The 20,724-nt window shown below is 72.4% G+C and carries 21 protein-coding genes and 1 pseudogene; 11 read left to right on the top strand and 11 right to left on the bottom strand.

Features of this window, described 5'->3' with window-relative positions:
- The first annotated feature begins 31 nt into the window (after window positions 1-31).
- From OG562_RS32845 to OG562_RS32835, 3 genes are all read left to right on the top strand, one after another.
- Window positions 32-469 carry a DUF742 domain-containing protein gene (locus tag OG562_RS32845; protein WP_266404465.1) on the top strand — a complete coding sequence of 146 codons (438 nt, stop codon included), beginning with the start codon at window positions 32-34 and terminating at the stop codon, window positions 467-469.
- A complete protein-coding gene (locus OG562_RS32840; protein ID WP_266404464.1) occupies window positions 456-1,058 on the top strand; it encodes an ATP/GTP-binding protein in 603 nt (200 codons plus the stop codon). The genes OG562_RS32845 and OG562_RS32840 overlap by 14 nt, the downstream gene beginning before the upstream one ends.
- Before the next feature lie 70 nt (window positions 1,059-1,128).
- Window positions 1,129-1,548 carry a RidA family protein gene (locus tag OG562_RS32835; protein ID WP_266404463.1) on the top strand — a complete coding sequence of 140 codons (420 nt, stop codon included), beginning with the start codon at window positions 1,129-1,131 and terminating at the stop codon, window positions 1,546-1,548.
- On the opposite strand, the gene OG562_RS32830 is transcribed toward OG562_RS32835, so the two are convergent.
- From OG562_RS32830 to OG562_RS32820, 3 genes are read right to left on the bottom strand one after another with little or no spacing between them, the layout of a single operon-like run.
- Window positions 1,545-2,213, bottom strand: coding sequence for an ABC transporter permease (locus tag OG562_RS32830; RefSeq protein WP_266404460.1), 669 nt, complete (start codon window positions 2,211-2,213; stop codon window positions 1,545-1,547). The genes OG562_RS32835 and OG562_RS32830 overlap by 4 nt on opposite strands.
- On the bottom strand, window positions 2,210-2,926 hold the full coding sequence (locus tag OG562_RS32825) for an ABC transporter permease (RefSeq protein WP_266404457.1): 717 nt from the start codon (window positions 2,924-2,926) through the stop codon (window positions 2,210-2,212). The genes OG562_RS32830 and OG562_RS32825 overlap by 4 nt, the downstream gene beginning before the upstream one ends.
- Window positions 2,923-4,098 (bottom strand): ABC transporter ATP-binding protein, encoded by a 1,176-nt coding sequence (locus OG562_RS32820; RefSeq protein ID WP_266404454.1) that lies wholly within the window; start codon window positions 4,096-4,098, stop codon window positions 2,923-2,925. The genes OG562_RS32825 and OG562_RS32820 overlap by 4 nt, the downstream gene beginning before the upstream one ends.
- A gap of 224 nt (window positions 4,099-4,322) precedes the next feature.
- Here OG562_RS32820 and OG562_RS32815 point away from each other — a divergent pair, with 224 nt between their 5' ends.
- Window positions 4,323-5,177, top strand: coding sequence for a dolichyl-phosphate beta-glucosyltransferase (locus tag OG562_RS32815; RefSeq protein ID WP_323187580.1), 855 nt, complete (start codon window positions 4,323-4,325; stop codon window positions 5,175-5,177).
- Window positions 5,174-7,294 carry a glycosyltransferase family 39 protein gene (locus tag OG562_RS32810; RefSeq protein ID WP_266404452.1) on the top strand — a complete coding sequence of 707 codons (2,121 nt, stop codon included), beginning with the start codon at window positions 5,174-5,176 and terminating at the stop codon, window positions 7,292-7,294. The genes OG562_RS32815 and OG562_RS32810 overlap by 4 nt, the downstream gene beginning before the upstream one ends.
- A 79-nt stretch (window positions 7,295-7,373) precedes the next feature.
- On the opposite strand, the gene OG562_RS32805 is transcribed toward OG562_RS32810, so the two are convergent.
- Genes OG562_RS32805 through OG562_RS32795 form a run of 3 tightly spaced genes read right to left on the bottom strand, consistent with a single transcriptional unit; the run spans window position 7,374 to window position 10,180 of the window.
- On the bottom strand, window positions 7,374-8,129 hold the full coding sequence (locus tag OG562_RS32805; protein ID WP_266404450.1) for an FAD:protein FMN transferase: 756 nt from the start codon (window positions 8,127-8,129) through the stop codon (window positions 7,374-7,376).
- A 1-nt stretch (window position 8,130) separates the two neighbouring features.
- Window positions 8,131-8,835, bottom strand: coding sequence for an FMN-binding protein (locus OG562_RS32800; RefSeq protein ID WP_266404447.1), 705 nt, complete (start codon window positions 8,833-8,835; stop codon window positions 8,131-8,133).
- Window positions 8,836-8,842: 7 nt separating this feature from the next.
- A complete protein-coding gene (locus OG562_RS32795; RefSeq protein ID WP_266404444.1) occupies window positions 8,843-10,180 on the bottom strand; it encodes a ferredoxin reductase family protein in 1,338 nt (445 codons plus the stop codon).
- Window positions 10,181-10,272: 92 nt separating this feature from the next.
- Between OG562_RS32795 and OG562_RS32790 the strand changes: the two genes are divergently transcribed.
- From OG562_RS32790 to OG562_RS32775, 4 genes are all read left to right on the top strand, one after another.
- The gene (locus OG562_RS32790; RefSeq protein ID WP_266404442.1) at window positions 10,273-11,025 is read left to right on the top strand and encodes a response regulator transcription factor; all 753 of its coding nucleotides are present in this window, start codon (window positions 10,273-10,275) and stop codon (window positions 11,023-11,025) included.
- Entirely contained in the window at window positions 11,022-12,503 is a 1,482-nt protein-coding gene (locus tag OG562_RS32785) for a cell wall metabolism sensor histidine kinase WalK (RefSeq protein WP_266404440.1), read from the top strand. Before OG562_RS32790 ends, OG562_RS32785 begins: the two co-directional genes overlap by 4 nt.
- A gap of 80 nt (window positions 12,504-12,583) precedes the next feature.
- Entirely contained in the window at window positions 12,584-13,078 is a 495-nt protein-coding gene (locus tag OG562_RS32780) for a DUF3515 domain-containing protein (RefSeq protein WP_266404438.1), read from the top strand.
- A gap of 423 nt (window positions 13,079-13,501) precedes the next feature.
- Complete coding sequence (locus OG562_RS32775; RefSeq protein WP_266404437.1) at window positions 13,502-14,521, top strand: lysylphosphatidylglycerol synthase transmembrane domain-containing protein; 1,020 nt, start codon at window positions 13,502-13,504, stop codon at window positions 14,519-14,521.
- Window positions 14,522-14,566: 45 nt separating this feature from the next.
- On the opposite strand, the gene msrB is transcribed toward OG562_RS32775, so the two are convergent.
- From msrB to OG562_RS32755, 4 genes are all read right to left on the bottom strand, one after another.
- A complete protein-coding gene (gene msrB, locus OG562_RS32770; protein ID WP_266404435.1) occupies window positions 14,567-14,974 on the bottom strand; it encodes a peptide-methionine (R)-S-oxide reductase MsrB in 408 nt (135 codons plus the stop codon).
- Window positions 14,975-15,007: 33 nt separating this feature from the next.
- Window positions 15,008-16,396 (bottom strand): UDP-N-acetylmuramate--L-alanine ligase, encoded by a 1,389-nt coding sequence (murC, locus tag OG562_RS32765; protein WP_266404433.1) that lies wholly within the window; start codon window positions 16,394-16,396, stop codon window positions 15,008-15,010.
- 121 nt (window positions 16,397-16,517) lie between these two features.
- Window positions 16,518-16,991: an indole-3-glycerol phosphate synthase gene (locus OG562_RS32760; RefSeq protein WP_266404432.1), complete on the bottom strand. Its 474-nt coding sequence runs from the start codon at window positions 16,989-16,991 to the stop codon at window positions 16,518-16,520.
- Window positions 16,992-17,240: 249 nt separating this feature from the next.
- Window positions 17,241-18,137, bottom strand: a complete 897-nt coding sequence (locus OG562_RS32755; protein WP_266404431.1) for a pyrimidine reductase family protein — start codon at window positions 18,135-18,137, stop codon at window positions 17,241-17,243.
- 37 nt (window positions 18,138-18,174) lie between these two features.
- Between OG562_RS32755 and zapE the strand changes: the two genes are divergently transcribed.
- The gene (gene zapE, locus OG562_RS32750; RefSeq protein WP_266404429.1) at window positions 18,175-19,281 is read left to right on the top strand and encodes a cell division protein ZapE; all 1,107 of its coding nucleotides are present in this window, start codon (window positions 18,175-18,177) and stop codon (window positions 19,279-19,281) included.
- A gap of 83 nt (window positions 19,282-19,364) precedes the next feature.
- Window positions 19,365-19,490 (top strand): annotated as a pseudogene (locus OG562_RS32745) (IS630 family transposase); the annotation flags it as partial.
- 78 nt (window positions 19,491-19,568) lie between these two features.
- Here OG562_RS32745 and OG562_RS32740 read toward each other — a convergent pair.
- Window positions 19,569-20,603 carry a GlxA family transcriptional regulator gene (locus OG562_RS32740; RefSeq protein WP_266409642.1) on the bottom strand — a complete coding sequence of 345 codons (1,035 nt, stop codon included), beginning with the start codon at window positions 20,601-20,603 and terminating at the stop codon, window positions 19,569-19,571.
- Between the last annotated feature and the right edge of the window lie 121 nt (window positions 20,604-20,724).

The following is a 20,724-nucleotide window of genomic DNA, read 5'->3' as shown; positions in this document are numbered from 1 at the left end:
AGCGAGACCGTAGAGAGAGCGAACCACGACGATGGCGGACGGCCCCCAGCGCGGCGCCGGCGAGGACGGCGGCGCACCCGTCGGTCCCGCGCCCGCCGTCCGGCCCTTCCTGGTCACCGCCGGCCGGGTGGCGGGGGCGGGCGAGGCGTCGTCCGGCCGGACGATGCCCGTCGAGACCCAGCTGGTGGCCACCGCCGGCGGACTCGACCAACTGGACCGGCTCTCCTTCGAACAGCACGACATCGTCGCCGCCTGCCGCAGGCCGCAGTCCATCGCGGAGATCGCGGCGCTGCTGCGGCTGCACCTGAACGTGGTGCGGGTCCTCGCCGAGGACCTGCGCTCGGCGGGGCAGCTGTCGGTGCACGTGCCCGACTCCGGCGTCACCCATGACGCGTCCGTTCTGCGCAGGGTTATCGATGGCCTGCGGGCCATCCCCGACTCCCGGGGGGTACTCCGTGACACCGACTGAACCGCTGGTCCGCACCGGGTCGGCCGGCCAGGCCGCCGTACGGCCGCCGCTGCCGGTGAAACTGGTGATCGCGGGCGGCTTCGGCGTGGGCAAGACCACCGCCGTGGGCTCGATCTCCGAGATCGAGCCGCTGACCACCGAGGCGGCCATCACCGAGGTCGCAGCGGGTGTGGACGACCTCAGCCACACCCCGCGCAAGACCACGACCACGGTCGCGATGGACTTCGGCTGCATCACCATCGACCCGACCCTGAAGCTGTACCTGTTCGGCACGCCCGGGCAGGAACGGTTCGGCTTCATGTGGGACGACATCGTGGAGGGGGCGATCGGCGGGCTCGTGATCGTCGACACCCGTCGGCTCGACGACTGCTACGCGGCCGTCGACTACTTCGAGCACAAGCAGATCCCGTTCGCCGTCGCCGTCAACGCCTTCGACGGCCAGGTCGCGCACACGCTGGACGAGGTCCGCTGGGCCCTCGACGTGTCCGACGGCATCCCGCTGCTGGTCTTCGACGCCCGCGAGCGCGGCTCGGTGCGCGACGCGCTGCTCGTCGTGCTGGAACAGGCGCTGGCCCGCACGGAGCGCTGACCGACCGGTCGACCAGGGGGAACGCGAGTGCGGGGGAATGATCTTCCCCCGCGCCGGAGTTGTCCCTCACATGAGCCATGAGGACGACCGCACGATCGTCAACCCGCCCGCCCTGCACGACCCCACGCCCTTCGGGTACAGCCACGCCGTCTCGGCGCCCGGGGAACTCGTCTTCGTCGCCGGGCAGTACGCCTCCGACGCGGCCGGCGCCCCCGTGCCCGGCGACTTCGCCGCCCAGGTCGGGCTGGCCTTCGACCGGTTGGAGTCGGCGCTGGCCGGGGTCGGCCTCGAGCTGCGGCACATCGTCCGGCTGGGGACGTTCGTCGTCGACCACGACCCCGGCAAGCTGGAGACCCTCGGCGAGGCGTTGCACACGCGTTTCGGCGAGCGGCTCCCCGCCCAGACCCTGAGCGGGGTCGCCGCACTCGCCCTGCCGGGCATGCTCTTCGAGGTCGACGCGATCGCCGTACGACCTGCGGGGCAAAGCTAGTTGCTCCGGCGTACCCCCGGCGAGACCGCTGCCTTGGTCGCGGCCCAGAACAGGGCGAGCGTGGCGAGGGCCATGCCGGCGACCAGGGTGGCGCCGCCCACGACCTTCTCGTAGTCGTGCTGGTAGAGGCCGTCGACGATGTAGCGGCCGAGGCCGCCGAGACCGACGTACGCGGCGATGGTGGCCGTGGAGACGATCTGGATGGCCGCCGAGCGCAGACCGCCGAGGATCAGCGGGAGCGCGACCGGGAGTTCCACCTGGAGGAGGATCCGCGACTCCCCCAGGCCGATGCCCCGCGCCGCGTCGACCGGGGAGGGGTCGACGGAACGCATCGCCTCGTAGGTGGTGACCAGGATCGGCGGGACGGCGAGGACGACCAGCGGGATCATCACGGGCAGCATGCCGAAGCCCACGATGATCGTGGTCAGGACGAGCAGGCCGAAGGTGGGCAGTGCCCGGCCCGCGGTGGCGATCATGGAGAGCGCGTTGCCGCCCCGCCCGTAGTGGCCGGTGACGAGACCGATCGGCAGACCGATGGCGGCGGCGATGGCGAGCGCCTCCAGCGAGTACTGGACGTGCTCCACCAGGCGGGTGGGGATGCCGTCGTAGCCGTGCCAGTGGGCGGTGTCGCTGAAGAAGGCGTTGACGAAGTTGAGTACGTTCACCGGGCTGCGTCCTCCAGTGCGGCCACCGCCGGATCGGGCCGGACCGTGGCGGGCCCGGGCTTGCGGCGGGAGGTGGCGCTCGGCATCCACGGGGTCAGCAGGACGCGGACGAGGACCAGCAGGGCGTCCACGAGGACCGCCAGGACGGCCGTGGTGATCACGGAGTTCCAGGCGAGTTCCGGCCGGTTGTAGATCTGCGCGTCGTGCAGCAGGTTGCCGAGCGCGCCCTGGTTGCCGATCAGCATGCCGACGCTGACCAGGCTGATGCTGGAGACGGTCGCCACCCGCAGGCCCGCGATGATGGCGGGCACGGCGATCGGCAACTGGACCTGGACGTAACGCCGTACGGGCCCGAAGCCCATGGCGGTCGCGGCGGCCAGCGTCTCCTGCGGCACCGAGCGGACGCCGTCGACGATCGCCGGGACCAGCACGACCAGGCTGTAGACGGTGAGCGGGATCATCACCGTCAGTTCGGTCTGGCCCGTGTAGTCGATGAGGACCACGAAGAAGGCCAGCGACGGGATGGCGTAGAGCACGGTCGTCACCCACAGCACGGGCGGGTACAACCAGCGCAGCCGCACGCACAGTTGCGCCAGCGGAAGCGCGAGCAGCAGACCGCCCAGGACCGGCAGCAGCGCCTCGCGCAGATGGAGCACGATCAGGCCGAACCAACTGTGCTGGAGGTCGCTCGGGATGTCGAAGAAGCGGTTCACCGGATGACCTTCTGGGCGGTCCCGACGACGTTGGCCGTGTTCTCCCGGGCGGCCGAGCGCTGCGCCGGAGCGGCGGCGTGGGCTCCGCGGATCGCCTCGCCGATGGCCGTCTGGGAGACGACGCCGCTGGCCCGGCCCTCGGCGTCGACGGCGACCGCCCAGCCGGTGGGCGAGAGCACGGCGCAGTCGAGGGCGGCCCGCAGCGAGTCCCGCCCGGCCGTGAACGGCCGTCCGTACGGCAGCAGTCGGTCCGCGTCGATCCGCCCCGCGGTCAGCTCGCCCGGCTCGCTCCAGCCCAGCGGCCGGCCGTCGAGCCCGGTGACGAGGAGGTAGGGGGCGTCCGCCGTGCCGCGGGCGGCGAGCTGCTCGGCGGTGGAGTCGATCGCGACGATCGGCGTGGTGAGCAGGTCGAGCCCGGCGGAGGAGAAGAACGACAGGCGGCGGATGCCCCGGTCGGCGCCGAGGAAGTCCTCGACGAAGGCGTCGGCGGGGTCGGACAGCAGTTCCGCGGGCGGCGCGAACTGGGCGAGATGGCCGCCGGTGCGCAGTACGGCGACCATCGTGCCGAGCTTGACGGCCTCGTCGATGTCATGCGTGACGAAGACGATCGTCTTGCCCAACTCGTCCTGGATGCGCAGGAGTTCGTCCTGAAGTCCCTTGCGGACGACCGGGTCGACGGCCGAGAAGGGCTCGTCCATCAGCAGCACCGGCGGATCGGAGGCGAGCGCCCGTGCCACGCCGACGCGCTGCTGCTGGCCGCCGGAGAGCTGGTAGGGGTAGCGCTTGGCGAGCGAGGCGTCGAGCCCGACCCGCTCCATCAGCTCCCGGGCCCGCGCCCGGGCCTTGTCCTTGCTCCAGCCGAGCAGCCGGGGCACGGTGGCGATGTTGTCGACGATCGTGCGGTGCTGGAAGAGTCCGGCGTTCTGGATGACGTAACCCATGGACCGGCGCAGGGTGTTGACCGGCTGCTGCCGGCTGTCGACGCCGTCGATGAGGATCGTGCCCTCGCTGGGCTCCACCATCCGGTTGATCATCCGCAGGGTCGTCGTCTTGCCGCACCCCGAGGGGCCGACCAGGACGGTGATCGCGCGGTCCGGTATCTCGAGGGAGAGCCGGTCGACCGCCACCGTGCCGTCCGGGTACCGCTTGGTGACTGAATCTATCCGTATCAAAGCGCCGAATACCCTTCGGGTCTGGCCATTTCCGCCCGCTATCGACCATGTGATTTCGGGCCGTTACGGAGAGAGTCTAGACCGCTTGTGTTGCGGGCGTTTTGACGGCCCGCGCCGGCTTCCGCGGCGTCTTCACTGTGCACGACCTGTGAGTCCTCTGATTCTCACTCTCCCCTCAGGGACGGCTCAGAGATCCCCCAGACACGGCCCCGATCGTCGCTGACATGAACGAAACGAACGCGGGAGGCGTCCGGCAGCGGTCGGTGGAGATCGTGGTGCCGGTGTACAACGAGGCACACGTCCTCGCCGACAGCATCGGCCGTCTCCACGCACATCTCGAAGAGTCCTTCCCGTTCCCGTTCCGCATCACGATCGCGGACAACGCCAGCACGGACGCCACCTGGTACGCGGCGACCGACCTGACCCTGCGCCTCCCGCACGTGCACGCCGTGCGGCTGGAGCAGAAGGGCCGGGGCCGCGCGCTGAAGCACGTGTGGATCCGGTCCACCGCCGACGTCGTCGCGTACATGGACGTCGACCTGTCCACCGGTCTGGAGGCGTTCCTGCCGCTGGTCGCCCCGCTTCTGTCCGGCCACAGCGACCTGGCGATCGGCAGCCGGCTGCACCGCCAGGCGGCCGTGGTCCGGGGCGCGAAGCGGGAGTTCGTCTCCCGCTCCTACAACCTGCTGCTGAAGGCCGGGCTCGGCGCCCGCTTCTCGGACGCGCAGTGCGGCTTCAAGGCCGTGCGCACCGACGTCTTCCGCACGCTCGCCCCGCACATCGAGGACACCGCCTGGTTCTTCGACACCGAACTGCTGGTCCTGGCCCAGCGCAACAAGCTCCGCGTCCACGAGGTCCCGGTCGACTGGACCGACGACCCCGACAGCCGGGTCGACATCGTCCGCACGGCCGTCGACGACCTCAAGGGCATGGGCCGCATGCTCCGCTCCACCCTCACCGGCCGCACCCGCGTCCCCGCCGTACCCCGCCGCACGAGCACCCCGCACGTGCCCGCGGCGCGCACCTCCCCCGCCGTCCGGCCCGCCGCGACGAACACCCACCTGGAGTACGCGTCATGACGACTCTCGCCCCGCCGCCCGCCCCCGTCCAGGAGGACGGCCCCCGGCACCGGTCCGCCCCGCCCGCGGCCGGCGGATTCGCCGCCCGCTCCAAGAGGCTGTTCACCGGCGCCCCCGACGACCCGCGCTGGGCCCGCCCGGCCCTGTGGGCGGTCCTGGTCCTCGCCACGGCCCTGTACGCCTGGAACCTCTCCTCCGTCACCGGAAACAGCTTCTACAACGCCGCCGTCTACAGCGGCACCAAGAGCTGGAAGGCGTTCTTCTTCGGCGCGCTGGACGCCGGCAGCTTCATCACGGTCGACAAACCGCCGTTCGCCCTGTGGGTGATGGGCCTGTCGGCCCGCGTCTTCGGGTACGGCACCTGGCAGTTGACGCTTCCGATGGTCGGCCTGGGCGTCGGTTCGGTGGCCCTGCTGTACCGGATGGTCAAGCGGGACTTCGGCCCCGTCGCGGCGACGATCTCCGCGCTGGCCCTGACCCTCACCCCCATCACGGTCGCCATCACCCGCGACACCAACCCCGACCCGGTCCTCGTCTTCCTGATGCTGCTGGGCGCGGCCGCCCTGCTGAAGGCCGTGCGCACCGGCCGGCTGCTGCCCCTGGTGTGGTCGGGCGTCGCCATCGGTTTCGCGTTCAACACCAAGATGATGCAGGCGTACGTCGTCCTGCCCGCGTTCTTCCTCGTCTACCTCTGGGCCGCGAACGCCTCTCTCGGCAGGCGTCTTCGCAACCTCGCCGTCGGCACCGTCGCGCTGGTCGTCTCCAGCGCCTGGTGGATGGTGGTCGTCGACCTGATCCCCGCCTCCTCCCGGCCCTACATCGGCGGCTCGACCGACAACACGGTCTGGGACCTGGTCATCGGCTACAACGGTTTCGGCCGTATCTTCGGGGCCAGCTCGTCGGTGGGCTCGCAGGGCAACGGCGCCAGCTTCGGCGGCGAAGCGGGCCTGTACCGGTTGTTCAACGAGATCATGGGCGGTCAGATCTCCTGGCTGATCCCGTTCGCTCTCATCGCGCTGATCGGCGGTCTGGTGCTGCGCGGCCGTGCCCCGCGCATCGACGCCCAGCGGGCCGCGCTGCTGCTGTGGGGCGGCTGGTTCGTCTTCCACTACCTGACCTTCGCCCTCGCCGAGGGCACCTTCCACCCGTACTACGTCACCGCCATGGCCCCCGGCATCGCGGCCCTGGCCGGCGCGGGCGGCGTCATGCTGTACAAGGCCTTCCGCGAGGGCTCGGCCGCCAAGTGGGGCTGGGTGCTGCCGGCCGCGGTCGCGGCGAGCTCGGTGTGGGCGGTCGTCCTGCTCCAGCGGGTCTCCGGCTCCGGTGCCCTGTACACGGTCGCCGAGGTGGTGGCCGGCGTCGCGGGAGCGGCCTCGGTGATCGGACTGCTGGTCGCCCGGTTCAGCAAGCGGCAGCGGTTGATGGGCGTCGCCGCACTGGCGGCCGTCGTGGCCCTGCTCGCCGGTCCGGCCGCGTACTCGGCCGCGGCGGCGAGCTCCAGCCCCAACGGCACCAACCCGACGGCGGGTCCGAGCACCGGCGGCGGCATGGGCGGTGGCGGCGGCATGGGCGGCGGCCAGCGGCCCAGCGGCGACGGCGGCCCGGGGAACGGCACGAGCGAATCGGGCAGCTCCAGCGGCCAGTCGATGGGCCAGCCCCCGTCGGGCAACGGCTCCTCGTCCACCGACGGATCCAGCACCGAGTCGGGTACGGCCGAATCCGGTACGGCCGAGTCGGGCAGCACCGACGGCCAGGCCGGCGGCGGTGGCATGGGCGGCGGCACGCAGGTGTCCTCCGCGATGATCACGTACCTGAAGAAGAACCAGGACGGCGCGACCTGGCTGGTGGCCGTGGCCACCGACCAGACGGCCTCCTCGATCATCCTGGAGTCCGGCGAGCCGGTCATCTCGATGGGCGGCTGGTCCGGCTCCGACGACGCGATGACCCTCGCCAAGCTCAAGAGCCTGGTGAAGGCGGGCAAGCTGCACTACATCGTCGTCAGCGACAGCGGTCAGGGCTCCTCGAACTCCGAGATCTCGACCTGGGTCGAGAAGAACGGCACGGCCGTCTCGGACTACAGCGGCCTGTACCGCCTGGACGCGTCCGACGTCGGCTGAGAAGACTCCGCAGACAGCGAAGGGCGGGCCGCCGGTTTCCACCGGCGGCCCGCCCTTCTTCACGTTCACGCGACAGCGTTCACGCCGCAGCCGTCGCCCCCGCCGTGGGAAACCCGCCGGTCCGCAGCACACGTCCGCCGGGCAGCACGGCGTACACCTCGCAGCCCTCCCGCGCCGCCGCCCACTCCACGCCCTGCGCGCCCATCGCGAAGGCGGCCGTCGCGACCGTGTCCGCCAGGGTGAGGGTCGGGGCGACGACGGTGAGGCTGTCGAGGCCGGTCGCCGGGCGGCCGGTGCGGCCGTCGAGGATGTGGTCGCCGCGTTCATAGCGGGCGGAGGTCGCGACCGCCCCGTCGGTGAGGTCGAGGACGGCGCACAGCTTGTCGGCGATCTCCGGGTGCCGTACGCCGACCCGCCAGGGCCCGCCGGAGACGACCACGTCGCCCCCGGCGTTGAGGCAGAACCGGGTGAGTCCGGCCCCGGTCAGCAGCTCCGCCGCCCGCTGCACCGACCAGCCCTTGACCACCGCGCAGGGATCCAGGCCCCGGCCGGGCAGCCGGACGTCGAACGCGCCGCCGGTGGCGACCCGGTACTCCTCGCACAGGTCGAGCACCTCCACGAGGTCGGCGCTCAGCTCGTCGGCCGTCAGCTCGCCCCGGTCGTACCGGGACACCTCGCTGCCGGCCTTGAACGGGCTGAACCGCTCGTCGACCTCGCGGAGCCACGCGAACACGGCGTCCGCGGCGGCCTCGGCGTGAGCCGCCTCGCCGGGCGCGTCGACGTCGTCGACGCGCAGCGAGACGGGGAAGCCCATGACGTGCTCGACCCGGTTCATGTCAGGCGCCCTTCGCGTCGATGGCGGCCTGGAGGGACTCCCGGTAGCCGTCGCTGGTGATGGTCGCACCGGACACCGTGTCGATGTCCGCGCTCTGCGCCTCCAACGTCTCCGCGATCAACTTCGGCACAGCCGCCGTCGTCTGCGGATGATTCGGCTGCTTCAACATCTTCACAGCCGTGATCTCGTCGCCCTCGAAGGTCACCTGGACCTGGACGTCGCCCTTCTCCGTGTTCACCGTCGAACCGGCCACGGTCTGCGAGGCGGACTCCGCGGCCGAGGCCGACGGGGACGCCGAGGCGGCCGACGCCTGCGCGTCGATCGCGGCCTGGAGGGACTCCCGGTAGCCGTCGCTGGTGATGGTCGCACCGGACACCGTGTCGATGTCCGCGCTCTGCGCCTCCAACGTCTCCGCGATCAACTTCGGCACAGCCGCCGTCGTCTGCGGATGATTCGGCTGCTTCAACATCTTCACAGCCGTGATCTTGCCGTCCTGGAAGGTCACCTGGACCTGGACGTCGCCCTTCTCCGTGTTCACGGTCGAACCCGCGAAGGTGGACCCCGCGGACCCCGAGGAGGTGGAGGACGACGCCGAGGGGGTCGAGGCGACCTCGGTCGTGGACGTCGTACCGGTGGACGCCTCGTAGCGCCAGACCGGCACGAGGCCCACGACGGACAGGACCAGGACAGGTATTGCTCGCTTCATGTCTCTCTCATCCCGCCAGGCTGAAGCGCTCGAAGTGGATCTGCTGCTTGGGCACGTCCAGCCGGCGCAGGCTGCCGAGCACCGCGTTCATCATCGGGGGCGGTCCGCACAGGAAGACGTCCCGGTCGGCGATGTCCGGCACGAGCAGCGCGAGCCGGTCCGGGGCGAGCTGGTCCGGCACCGGCGGGCCGGTCACCAGGTGCAGCTCCGCGCCCTTGGCGTGGGCGAGGTCGCGCAGCTCGTCGTAGAGGACCGCGTCCCGGTCGGCGGCGACCCGGTAGATGACGACGGCGTGGCCGTGCAGCTCCTCCAGCAGGGCCCGGATGGGCGTGACGCCGACGCCGCCGGCGATGAGCACGGCCTCGGGGCGGGTGCGGTGCATCGCGGTGAAGGCGCCGTAGGGGCCCTCGGCGAAGACGCGGGTGCCGGGCTCGAGGTGGCGCAGGGAGGCGGAGCCGTCGCCGGCCGCCTTCGCGGTCAGGCGCAGCCGGGCGCCGTCGGGCGCGGCCGACAGGGAGAAGGGGTTGGCCTGCCACCAGCGGTCCTTGGTCAGGAACCGCCACAGGAAGAACTGGCCGGCGCGGGCGGGGAGCTTGTCCAGGTCCCGGCCGGTGATGTAGACGCTGACGACGTTGTCGGCCTCGGGGACGACCGACTCGACGCGCAGCTGGTGACGCCAGTTGCGCCAGAGCGGCAGCGCCAGCCGGCCCAGGAACACGGAGCCGAGGGCGACGCCCCACACGGCGTACCAGTACGCGGTGGCGGCGGACGACGCCGTGAACGTGGTGCCGACGGCGACCTGGTGGGTGAAGGCCAGCACGACGGCGACGTAGGTGTACAGGTGGATGAAGTGCCAGGTCTCGTAGGCCAGCCGACGGCGGGCCCAGCGGGCGGAGACGCCGCCGATGACGAGGATCAGCACCAGCGCGACGACCGCGCGCAGCACTCCCTCGACGGTCTCGGCGAGGTCGACGAGCTGGCTCACCGGGTCCATCGACGACGACTGGGCGTAGCCGAAGGTGATGAACACCACGTGTCCGACCAGCGTCCACAGCAGGCCGAAGCCGGTCCAGCGGTGCCAGTTGGTCAGCCGGTCCATGCCGATGCGGCGGTCGAGCCAGGGCAGCCGGGCCACCAGGAGCAGCTGGAACGCCATGAGCAGGGCGCCGTACAGACCGGCGAAGCGGCCGAGCACGACCAGCGCGTTGGAGGCGAAGCCCGCCTGGACGGCGAAGAGGGTCACGACGGCCGCGTTCGCGGCGAGCACGGCGTACAGGCCGGTGCGGGCCACTACTTTGGGCCGGATCGCCGTGGGGGGAACGGGAGGCGATTGGACGGTCGTCACGGACGGAAACTCCTAGATCGGGTCCTTAGAACACAGAGCTTGTCCGTGCGGTGCTGTCGATTTCCTGTCGTACAACTTTCAAGAGTTTATCGATGTGCGCGCGCGGGAGACGCGGGTCTGGCGTCCGGGGGCGGGTGACGCACTATGAGCAGGTGGAAAAAGTACGCCTCCTCGTCGTTGACGACGACCCGCCGATCGCCGACCTCGTGGCGACGGTCGCCCGCTACGAGGGCTGGGAAGCGGTCACCGCGAACTCCGGCGAGCAGGCGCTGCGCCTCGCCGTCGAGTTCCATCCCGACATCGTGGTGCTCGACCTGATGCTGCCGGACATCGACGGCTTCGGCGTGCTGGACCGGCTGCGGCGCTCGGGGACCATGGTGCCCGTGGTGTTCCTCACCGCGCGGGACGGGGTCGCCGACCGGGTGGCGGGGCTGACCCGGGGCGGGGACGACTACCTGGTGAAGCCGTTCGCCGTGGAGGAGCTGATGGCCCGGCTGCGGACCGTGCTGCGGCGCAGCTCGGGCCCCGCCTTCCAGCGCTCGGTCCTGCGGGTGGCGGATCTGACGATGGACGAGGACACCCGGGAGGTCCGGCGCGACGGCAAGCTGCTGACGCTCACCCCGACCGAGTACGAGGTGCTGCGCTATCTGATGCGCAAGTCGCCGACCGTGCTGACCAAGGCGCAGATCCTCGACCATGTGTGGGAATACGGTTTCGGCGGCCGTTCCAACGTCGTGGAGCTGGTCGTCAGCCGGCTGCGCCGCAAGCTCGACGCGACCGGCGACGACCCGCTGATCCAGACGGTACGCGGTTTCGGATACGTGATCCGGCAGGCGGCCGAGTGATCCGCCGGTGCTGGCGGTCGTACCGCCGGCTGCGGCTGGGCACCCGGCTGGCGCTGGGCCTCGGGGCGCTGGCCCTGGTGGTCTTCGCCGTCGTCGGCACCGCCCTGACGACCTATATGCGGGACTATCTGTCGGCCCAGCTCAACGACCAGCTGAAGCTGGCCCAGGTCGCCCAGTCCAAGAGCATCGCGACCTCCGGCTCGCTGGAGGGGAAGAAGTACTACCGCTGGTACTACGCCGTGTACGACGTGACGGACGGCGCCCCGGTGCTGCGCAAGCCCGAGGACGCGGCCGACGTGCCCGAGGACATCGAGGACCTCACCGCCCTGGCCAAGGCGCAGACCGCCGCGGGCACCGAGGTCCTGCGCACCGAGGACCTCAAGGGCGAGGGCCTGTACCGGCTGCGCGCCTGCGAGGTCGAACCCGGCGTGGTCCTGGTCAGCGGCGCGCCCCTGGACGACATCGAGGACACCGTACGGCACCTGATCACCATCCAGGTCGTCACCTTCGGCCTGGCGCTGCTGGCCCTCGTGGTGTTCGGCCGGTCGATGCTGCGGCGCGGTCTGAAGCCGCTGAGCGACATGGCGCACACCGCGCACGGAATCGCCTCCCACGACCTCTCCGAGTCCGCGTCCCGGCTCCCGCTGCGCGCGGACGCACCCGGCGGCGGCCCGGAGGTGGAGGAGCTGCGCACGGCCTTCAACACGATGCTGGAGCACATCGACGCCTCGCTCGCGGTGCGCGCCCGGGCGGAACAGCGTCTGCGCCGCTTCGTCGCGGACGCCTCGCACGAACTGCGCACCCCGCTGATGTCGGTACGCGGTTACGCGGACCTCTTCCAGTACGCGGCCGCCAACGCGCCCGAGGAACGCGACCGGCATCTGGCCCGGCTGCGCGCCGAGGCCGCCCGCATGGGCGTCCTCCTGGACGACCTCCTGCTGCTCGCCCGGCTGGACGCGGCCGAGGTGGAGACGCCGCTGCGGATGGAGGACGCCGACCTGGTGGAGCTGGTCGAACAGGCGGCCGACGCCTTCCGCGCGAGCCACCCCGGCCACCCCCTGACGGTGTCCCCGGGCCCGTCCGCCGTACGGCTGCGCCTCGATCCGCACCGCATCCGGCAGGTCCTGGACAACCTCCTCACCAACGCGGCCGTGCACACCCCGGCCGGCACCCCGGTGTCCGTCACGGTGTCGTTGGCCCCGGGCGCGGCGCGGGTGCGGGTGGCCGACGAGGGCCCCGGCATCCCGCCCGGCGACCGCGACCGGGTCTTCGACCGTTTCTACCGCGTCGACAAGGCCCGCAGCCGCGACCGCGGCGGCAGCGGCCTCGGCCTGTCCGTGGCCCGGTCCCTGGTACGGGCGCACGGCGGCACGCTGGAGCTGGGCGAGGAGGCGAGGCCGACGGTGTTCACGGTCGCCCTGCCCCTGGGACCGGCCGCGAGCGGTACGGGAGCGCCGCGTAAGGTGCTGCGCGACTGAGAGCGCTGTCGCGACGGGGGTACGGGACGATGACGGGTCGTTCTTCGCAACGGCCGCAATGGACGCGGCGGGTGCGGCGGGTGGGACGGTCGCGGCAGGTGCGGGCGGGTCTGTGTCTGGCCGTGGCCGGGCTGCTCGCCGGCGGTGCCGTGCTCGTGGTGCGCGCGGGGGAGCCGGCCGGGCCGGCGGTGACGGCCGCCCCGCGCGGCGACGCCCCGGAGTGCGCCCGGATCGCCCGAGGGTACCCGTCCAGCCTCGGCGGACAGGAGCGGTCCGGGCCGAGGCTCGCGGGGGTCGCCGCCTGGGGCGAGGGCGCGGTGGTCCTGCGCTGCGGCCTGGAGCCGCCCGCGCCGACCGTCGACAGGTGCCTGAACGTGAACGGCGTGGACTGGGTCCTCGAGGACGCGAAGTTCCGGGACGGCCGCAAGGTCCTCATCACCTACGGCCGCGACCCGGCCGTCGAGCTCGCGATCACCGACCGGGCGGCGCAGACCGACACGGCGCTGGTGGAGCTGAGCCGGGCGGTGCAGCCGATCCGGCAGATCGCGAAGTGCGTGGGCGACACGGACGTCTGACCCCGGGTCGGACACGGCGGTGCTGCGGGCGGGGGGAGCGGCGCGCTCCCGGGATGAAGGGCCCCGCCCGGGGTAGACGGCTCGGCGTGAGCTGCTCGGCGTGGCCTGCGACTGCCCGTCGGCCGGCGCCGGGATGAGCCGCGGCGGGCACGGGCAGAACTCTCCCACGCGGGCAGAACTCCCCAGCCCCTCCGCACCCGCACGGGCAGAACCCTCACAGCCCTGCGCACCCACATCCGCACCCCCACCCCACCCCGCCCCGCCCACCTCACCGCGGTCGCCCCTCAGCCCGCCCGCCGTAGGCTTCCGGACACCGTGCCGTCACACCGGAGGGGAAGCTCTCCCCCGTCCCCTCCCCCGCTCAGGGCCCCCGATCCGTCACCCCGCCGTGCGCGGACGTGACGCGGAAGGACGACGTGCGCCGTGTCCCTGCTCCCGCTCGACGGTCCCGCCTCCCCGCTCCCCCGGGCCGGCGACCGCCGTCCGCCTCTCCCCGCTCTCCCCGCTCTCCCCGCCCGCCGTACCCGCCGCACCCTGGCCCTGCTGCCGCTCCTGCTGCTCGGGGTGTGGGCGGCGGTCGACTGGCACGCCGTACGGGACGGCGCGGCCCGCCTCGCCGCCGCCGACCCCTGGTGGCTGCTGGCCGGGCTCCTCTTCACCGCCCTTGGCTGGGTCGCCGCCGCCTGTGTGCGTCAGGGCGCGATCCCGGACCGGCTGCCGCCGGGTCTGCTGCTCGCCTCCCAGATCGCCGCGGGCGCCGCGAACCACGTCCTGCCCGCCAGCATCGGCGCGCACGCGGTCACCGTCCGCTTTCTGCGCCGCCAGGGCGTGACGCTCCCCAGGGCAACCGCTTCCATCGCCCTGTACTCCCTGGTCAGGGCCCTGGCGAAGACTCCCCTGCTGCTGTTCTTCCTGCTGGCGGCCCCCACCGCCGTACGCCCCGCCGCCCTGCTCCCGGACCGACAGACGCTGCTGCTGGCCGCCGCGGGCCTGCTGCTGGCCCCCGCGGCGGCCGCGGTCGCCCTGACCGTGGTACGGCCCCTGCGCCGACCCGCGCTGGACTTCGTGCGCACCGCGCTCACCGACGCCCGGCAGCTGCACACCCGCCCCGCCCGTTTCGTACCCCTGTGGGGCGGAGCGATCGCCGCGCCGCTGCTCCAGGCGAGCGTGGTCGCATCGGTCGGAAAGGCGCTCGAACTGCCCGTCTCCTGGCCGCAGTTGGTGTTCGCGTTCCTCGCTGCGAGCACCGCGGCCGGGGCCGTGCCCGCGCCGGGCGGCATCGGCCCGGTGGACGCGGCCCTGGTCTTCGCCCTGGCCGGGTACGGCGCGCCCCTGCCCCTGGCCACGGCGACCGTCATCGGCTACCGCGTCCTGACGGTCTGGCTCCCGCTGCTGCCCGGCATGCTGGTGCTGTCGGCGCTGGTGCAGCGGGAGGCCCTGTGAACCGGCCTCGCCCTTCCGCGACGGGCAGTCAGGGCTCGGCGGGCGTCAGTCCTCGGCGGGCGCCAGTCGCAGCGAGATGCTGTTGATGCAGTACCGCTGGTCCGTGGGGGTGGCATAGCCCTCGCCCGCGAACACATGCCCGAGGTGCGATCCGCAGCGCGCGCACCGCACCTCGGTCCGCACCATGCCGTGCGAGCGGTCCTCGATGAGCTCGACGGCGTCGGTGTCCTTCGGGTCGAAGAAGGACGGCCAGCCGCAGTGCGACTCGAACTTCGTGTCCGAGGTGAACAGTTCGGCGCCGCAGGCACGACAGGAGTAGACGCCCTGCGTCTTGGTGTCGGTGTACTCCCCGACGAAGGCGGGCTCCGTCCCGGCCTGGCGCAGCACGGCGTACTCGGCCGGGGTCAGCTCCGCCCGCCACTGCTCCTCGGGCTTTTCGACGTCGTACGACATGGCGGACAACCCCTTACTTCCGTTGCTTCCCGTTTACTTCTGGGCGAGTCGGTCGAGGATCTGCGGACCGAGGTCGGTCACGTCGCCCGCGCCCATGGTGAGAACGAGATCACCGGCCTTCGCCATTCCCGCCACCACGTCCGGCGCCTCGGCCTTGTCGTGCACGGGGGTCACGTCCGCGCCCGCCGCCCGGGCCGCGTCGATGATCAGCTCGCTCGTCACGCCCGGGATCGGGTCCTCGCGCGCCGGGTAGACGTCGAGCACGACCGAGGCGTCCGCGAGCGCCAGCGACCGGCCCATCTCCGTGCCCAGCTCCTGCGTCCGGGAGAAGAGGTGGGGCTGGAAGAGGACCAGGATGCGGGCGTCGCCGGCCGCCGCGCGCATCGCCTCCAGGTCCGCCGTCATCTCCGTGGGGTGGTGCGCGTAGGAGTCGATGACCTGGACCCCCGCCTCCTCGCCCTTGAGCTGCAGCCGCCGCTTGACGCCCGTGTACGCGGCCAGCGCGGACGCCAGCTCCGCCGCCGGGACGCCCAGCGCCACGCCCGCGGTCAGCGCGGCGACCGCGTTGTGCGCGTAGTGCCGACCGGGCACGGACACCGCGAAGGTGAGCTCCTGCCCGTCGAGCAGGACGGTGACCTCGCTCTTCAGCCCCTGGGGAACGACGGACAGCACCCGTACGTCGGCGTCCGCGGCCTCCCCGTACGTCACCACGCGCACGCCCTCGATCCGCCGCGTCAGCTCCCGCGCGCCCTCGTGGTCGGCGGTGATCACCAGCGTGCCACCGGGCACGATCTTCCCGGCGAACGTCTCGAAGGACTCGTAGATCTCCTCCATCGACGCGTAGTTGGCGTGGTGGTCGAGCTCGACGTTGAGGACGATCGCGACCTCGGGCGCGTACTTGTGGAAGCTGCGGTCCGATTCGTCCGCCTCGGCGACGAAGATCTCGCCCTCGCCGTGCAGCGCGTTGGAGCCGGGGACGTCCAGGTCGCCGCCGATCGCGTAGGAGGGGCTCAGGCCCAGCTCGGACAGGGAGACGGCCAGCATCGAGGTGGTGGTCGTCTTGCCGTGCGTGCCGGCCACGGCGATCGGCCGCAGCCCGTCCATCAGCGCGGCGAGGGCGTCGGACCGGTGCACCACCGGAATGCCGAGCTCCGCGGCGCGGGCCAGCTCCGGGTTGTCCTTGCGGATCGCCGACGACACGACCACACAGCTCGCGTCGTCGGCGAGGTGCCCGGCCGCGTGCCCGATGTGCACGGTGGCGCCCAGCGCCCGCAGCGCCGCCGCGGTCTCGGACTCCTTGGCGTCGCTGCCCGCCACCGCGGCCCCGCGCTGGGCGAGGATCTTCGCGATCCCCGACATCCCGGCGCCGCCGATGCCGATGAAGTGCGGTCGGTCCATGGCGGAAGGAAGGCCGGGTGCCATGCGTTGTCTCCCAGGGTGCGGTACGACGGTGAGTGCGCCCCCAACCTTATTCCGCGCAGCCCGCCGCATCCGCCGCAGGGGCGCGGGGCCGTGACCGACGCACCCCGGCGGCCCGTTGGTGCTACGCCTTGCTGTGCGAGAACAGCTTCAGCACCGGCACCCCCACCTTGTGCCGGGCCCGGGAGGCCCAGTCCCGGTGGAAGAACTCCTCCACGTAGTGGGGATCGGTGAGGACGATCACCTCGTCCGCCCCGGTCTCCTCGACCAGCGCCTTCAGCGCGTCCAGCGGATGGTCCTCGACCAGCCGCCCCACCGCCTCGCTGCCCGCCCCGTGCAGCGCCTCCAGCGACACCTCCAGGGCCTGCACCCCGAGCGCCGCAGCGTCCTGCCCCTCGGGCGTCTCCCGCTCGCGGGTCGCCTCGTCCAGCTCGCCGAGGGCGATGTCGTCGATGGCTCTCAACAGCCGGTCGGCCTGATCGCCGCGCGGCTGGAGCAGCACATGGAAGGACACCGCCTCGTCCCCGTGCAAGGTGGTGACGAACTCCACGTCGGCGGACGTCAGGGCCTTCTCGATCATCAACACGCTTGTGAACACCAGCGCCCCATTCTCATGCGAGGACCCCCGTGGCCCTCAAACTTCCGTGAGCCGCTTTCCCGGCCCTGCGGAAACCATCCTTCCCCGTGTTCGCACGGGGTCTGCGAGTCCTAGTCTGCCCACCCGAAGCTAACCGGAACGGAAGATTCCGCCGTTTCGGGAGCCCGTTTCCGGGACTCCGTCTCCGGGGCTCCGTTTCCGGGGGTCCGTTCCGGGAGTCCGTTCCGGGAGTCCCGGACGGCGCACGGATCAGACCCTGCCGTACCTCCCGAACAGAAACCCGTCCTCCTCCAGCAGGGACACCAGGGCGAACCGCCGCGGGACCGGGACCGAGGGCCCGCCCGCGATCCGCTGGGCGTCGCCCGCGACGAGCATCGGCGAGAGGGTCAGACAGAGCTCGTCGAGCACCTCGGCGGCGACGAACTGCCCCAGCAGCCGGGGCCCGCCCTCGGTCAGCAGCCGGGTGTGCCCGAGCTCGCCGAGCGCCCGTACGACGCGTGCGGGCTCCACGCCCACGCCGTCGCCGGCGACCACCACCCGGGCGCCGGCCTTCTCCGCGGCGGCCACCCTGTCAGGCGCGGCGGACGCGCCGGTGAGGATCAGGGTGGGCGCCTGCGGCGAGGCGAAGAGGGGGAGCGAGAAGTCCAGGTCGAGGCTGGCGGTGACCACGGCGATCGTCGGAGCGGGCGCCTGCCCGGCCGCCGCGCGCCGCTCGGCGAACTCCGCACGCGCGCGTGCCGGACGGTAGCCCTCCAGGCGTACCGTTTCCGCGCCGACGACCACCACGTCCGCGAGCCCTCGCAGCGTGCCGAAGATCCGCATGTCGGTCGCGGTGGAGATGCCCTGGGAGCGCCCGTCGTGATGGGCGGCGCCGTCGAGCGTGGACACCATGTTGGCCCGCAGCCAGGGCCGCGGCGCTCCGGCCCCGGGCTGCGGGCCAACGGGCGCGGGCTCGGGCGCGGGCTCGGGGTAGGCGTAGGCGTCGGCGAGCTCGTCGAGGCTCCACTCCCGATTCCCGGGCGCATCGCGGTCCCCCCGCACATCAGGGGCCCCGGGCGTACCGCCTCCGCCGCCGGAGCCGCCGAGCGGCCTCCCGCCGAGGTCCGTCGCCACTGTCTGGTCGGTCACAGGGAACAGCCGTCGCATGCGAGGCAGTCTGGCACGAGGCTTAGCATGGGGAACCGTGTCGTCCTCCTCCACCGCCCCGCGCACCGGCCCGATAGCCGACGCGGCCCCCGCGTCCCTCTGCGCCCGTGAGCCGTTCGTCCCCGCGGACCGGCTGGTCGCCGAGATGGTGCCGCCGCCGCGCTTCGACTCGGTCCGCTTCAGCACGTACCTCCCGGACCCGAACCAGCCCAGCCAGACCGAGGCGGTCGGGGTCCTGGAGAGCTTCGCGGGCGGGCTCGGCGGAGCGCACGCCGTCGGTACCGCCAAACGGGGGTTCCTCGGCTTCGGCAGGGCGAAGACGCCCAGGGCGGCGGCCGGCCCGCGCGGGGTCTATCTCGACGGCGGCTACGGCGTCGGCAAGACCCACCTCCTCGCCTCCCTCTGGCACGCCACCCCGGCCGAGCCCGCGCTCAAGGCGTTCGGCACGTTCGTCGAGCTGACCAACCTCGTCGGCGCCCTCGGCTTCCAGCAGACGGTCCGTACGCTCTCCGGGCACCGCCTGCTGTGCATCGACGAGTTCGAGCTGGACGACCCGGGCGACACCGTCCTCGTCTCCACGCTGCTCGGCAAGCTGGTCGACGCCGGGGTCGCGCTGGCCGCCACCTCCAACACGCTCCCCGGAAAACTCGGCGAAGGCCGCTTCGCGGCGGCCGACTTCCTGCGCGAGATCCAGGGCCTGTCGGCGCACTTCCGCCCGCTGCGCATCGACGGCGAGGACTACCGCCACCGCGGGCTGCCGCAGGCCCCGGCGCCGTTCTCCGAGGAACAGGTGACGAAGACGGCGTACGCCGTCCAGGGCGCCTCGCTCGACGACTTCCCGCACCTGCTGGAGCACCTCGCCAAGGTCCACCCCAGCCGCTACGGCGCCCTGGCCGACGGCTTGAACGCGGTGTGCCTGACCGACGTGGGGCCGATTCCCGACCAGTCGACGGCCCTCAGGCTCGTCGTCCTGGCCGACCGGCTCTACGACCGCGAGGTCCCGGTGCTGGCCGCCGGGCTCCCCTTCGACCGGCTGTTCAGCGAGGAGATGCTCAACGGCGGGTACCGCAAGAAGTACTTCCGGGCGATCTCCCGCCTCACGGCGCTGGCCCGCGACGCGGGTCGGCTCGTCGAGACGCGCTAGTGCTGTGACCGCATAGGTTCGCCGGGTCGGCGGTCGTGGCGGTTGCATGTGCGGTGACATCCGATCCGACCGCTGGAGGCGCGGTGGCCGAGCCCGTCCGTGTGCGCGGACTGACCGACCACGAGGGGCAGAAGCTGCAGCAGATCGTGCGCCGGGGCAGCACGAGTTCGGTGCGCTACCGGCGGGCGATGATGCTGCCGGCCTCCGCTGGAGGGGGCACCGGCAGCGGATGATCAGGCGGATCCCGGCCGGCCCGCGGAGCGGGTATGTGCGGCGCTGATGTGTCCTCAGACGCCCGCTTCCACCAGGTCGTCGGTATGGAAGGTGCGGCGGTAGGAGGCGGGTGAGACACCGAAGGCGGTGCGCATGTGGGCGCGCAGGGAGTTGGCGGAGCCGAAGCCACAGCGGTGGGCGACCAGGTCGATGGACAGGTCGGTGGTCTCCAGCAACTGCTTGGCCAGTTCCAGGCGTTGCGCGGTGAGCCACTGCACGGGGGTCATGCCGACCTCGTCGCGGAAGCGGCGGGTGAAGGAGCGCAGGCTCATCCGGGCGTGTTCGGCCAGGCGGTTCAGGGTGAGGGGTTCGCCGAGGTGTTCCAGGGCCCAGGCGCGGGTGGCGGTGGTGGTGGCGACGGTGGGTTCGGGCACCGGGCGGTCGATGTACTGGGCCTGGCCGCCGTCCCGCCAGGGCGGGACGACGCACATGCGGGCGGCGCGGTTGGCGGCGGCGGCGCCGTGGTCGCGGCGGATCATGTGCAGGCACAGGTCGACGCCGGCGGCGACGCCCGCGGAGGTCAGGACGTCGCCGTCGTCGACGAAGAGGACCTCCTCGTCGACCTTGACGCGGGGGTAGGCGCGGCGGAACTCGGGGGCGAGGTGCCAGTGGGTGGTGGCGGGCCGGCCGTCGAGGAGGCCCGCGGCGGCCAGGACGTAGGAGCCGGTGCAGATGGACACCAGGCGGGTGCCGGGCCGGATGCCGGCGATGGCCGCGGTGACCTCGGGCGGCAGCGGGCCGCCGCTGGCCAGCTCGGGCATGGCGTGCGTGGGCGGGACGATCACGGTGTCCGCGGCGGCCAGGGCCTCGGGACCGGCCGCGGGCTGCACGGTGAACCCGGCGTCGCTGAGGACCGGGGCGCCGTCGGCGGTGCAGACGGTGACCTCGTACAGCGGGCGTGAGTCGGCGTCCAGGACGCTGCCGAAGACGCGGGAGGGGATGCCGAGTTCGAAGGGCGGGACGCCGGGCAGGGCGAGGACGGCGATGCGGTGCCGCCCGGCCGCGCCGGCGCTCGGGTCGGGGAGGGGGTCGGTGCACGGCCACGGCATCTCACTCATGGCCAGATCCTGTCACACAGTGGCCAAACGGCCAACACCATGGTGGGGGCGGGTGCCGGATCGTGGACTGCGTCGCGCCGGGAAGGACCCGGGCGGCCGGTATCCGATCAAG

Origin of the sequence: Streptomyces sp. NBC_01275 (assembly GCF_026340655.1) — a bacterium.
Taxonomy (GTDB): domain Bacteria; phylum Actinomycetota; class Actinomycetes; order Streptomycetales; family Streptomycetaceae; genus Streptomyces.
Note: the sequence above shows the minus strand (reverse complement) of the source record. Positions and strands in the feature narration are given on the sequence as shown.

Bases quoted from the DNA above. Each gene is read 5' to 3' on its own strand.
- OG562_RS32845 (WP_266404465.1), top strand. From the start codon at position 32: ATGGCGGACGGCCCCCAGCGCGGCGCCGGCGAGGACGGCGGCGCACCC.
- OG562_RS32835 (WP_266404463.1), top strand. From the start codon at position 1,129: ATGAGCCATGAGGACGACCGCACGATCGTCAACCCGCCCGCCCTGCAC.
- OG562_RS32815 (WP_323187580.1), top strand. From the start codon at position 4,323: ATGAACGAAACGAACGCGGGAGGCGTCCGGCAGCGGTCGGTGGAGATC.
- OG562_RS32810 (WP_266404452.1), top strand. From the start codon at position 5,174: ATGACGACTCTCGCCCCGCCGCCCGCCCCCGTCCAGGAGGACGGCCCC.
- OG562_RS32805 (WP_266404450.1), bottom strand. From the start codon at position 8,129: ATGAACCGGGTCGAGCACGTCATGGGCTTCCCCGTCTCGCTGCGCGTC.
- OG562_RS32800 (WP_266404447.1), bottom strand. From the start codon at position 8,835: ATGAAGCGAGCAATACCTGTCCTGGTCCTGTCCGTCGTGGGCCTCGTG.
- OG562_RS32790 (WP_266404442.1), top strand. From the start codon at position 10,273: ATGTGCGCGCGCGGGAGACGCGGGTCTGGCGTCCGGGGGCGGGTGACG.
- msrB (WP_266404435.1), bottom strand. From the start codon at position 14,974: ATGTCGTACGACGTCGAAAAGCCCGAGGAGCAGTGGCGGGCGGAGCTG.
- murC (WP_266404433.1), bottom strand. From the start codon at position 16,396: ATGGCACCCGGCCTTCCTTCCGCCATGGACCGACCGCACTTCATCGGC.
- OG562_RS32755 (WP_266404431.1), bottom strand. From the start codon at position 18,137: ATGCGACGGCTGTTCCCTGTGACCGACCAGACAGTGGCGACGGACCTC.
- OG562_RS32740 (WP_266409642.1), bottom strand. From the start codon at position 20,603: ATGCCGTGGCCGTGCACCGACCCCCTCCCCGACCCGAGCGCCGGCGCG.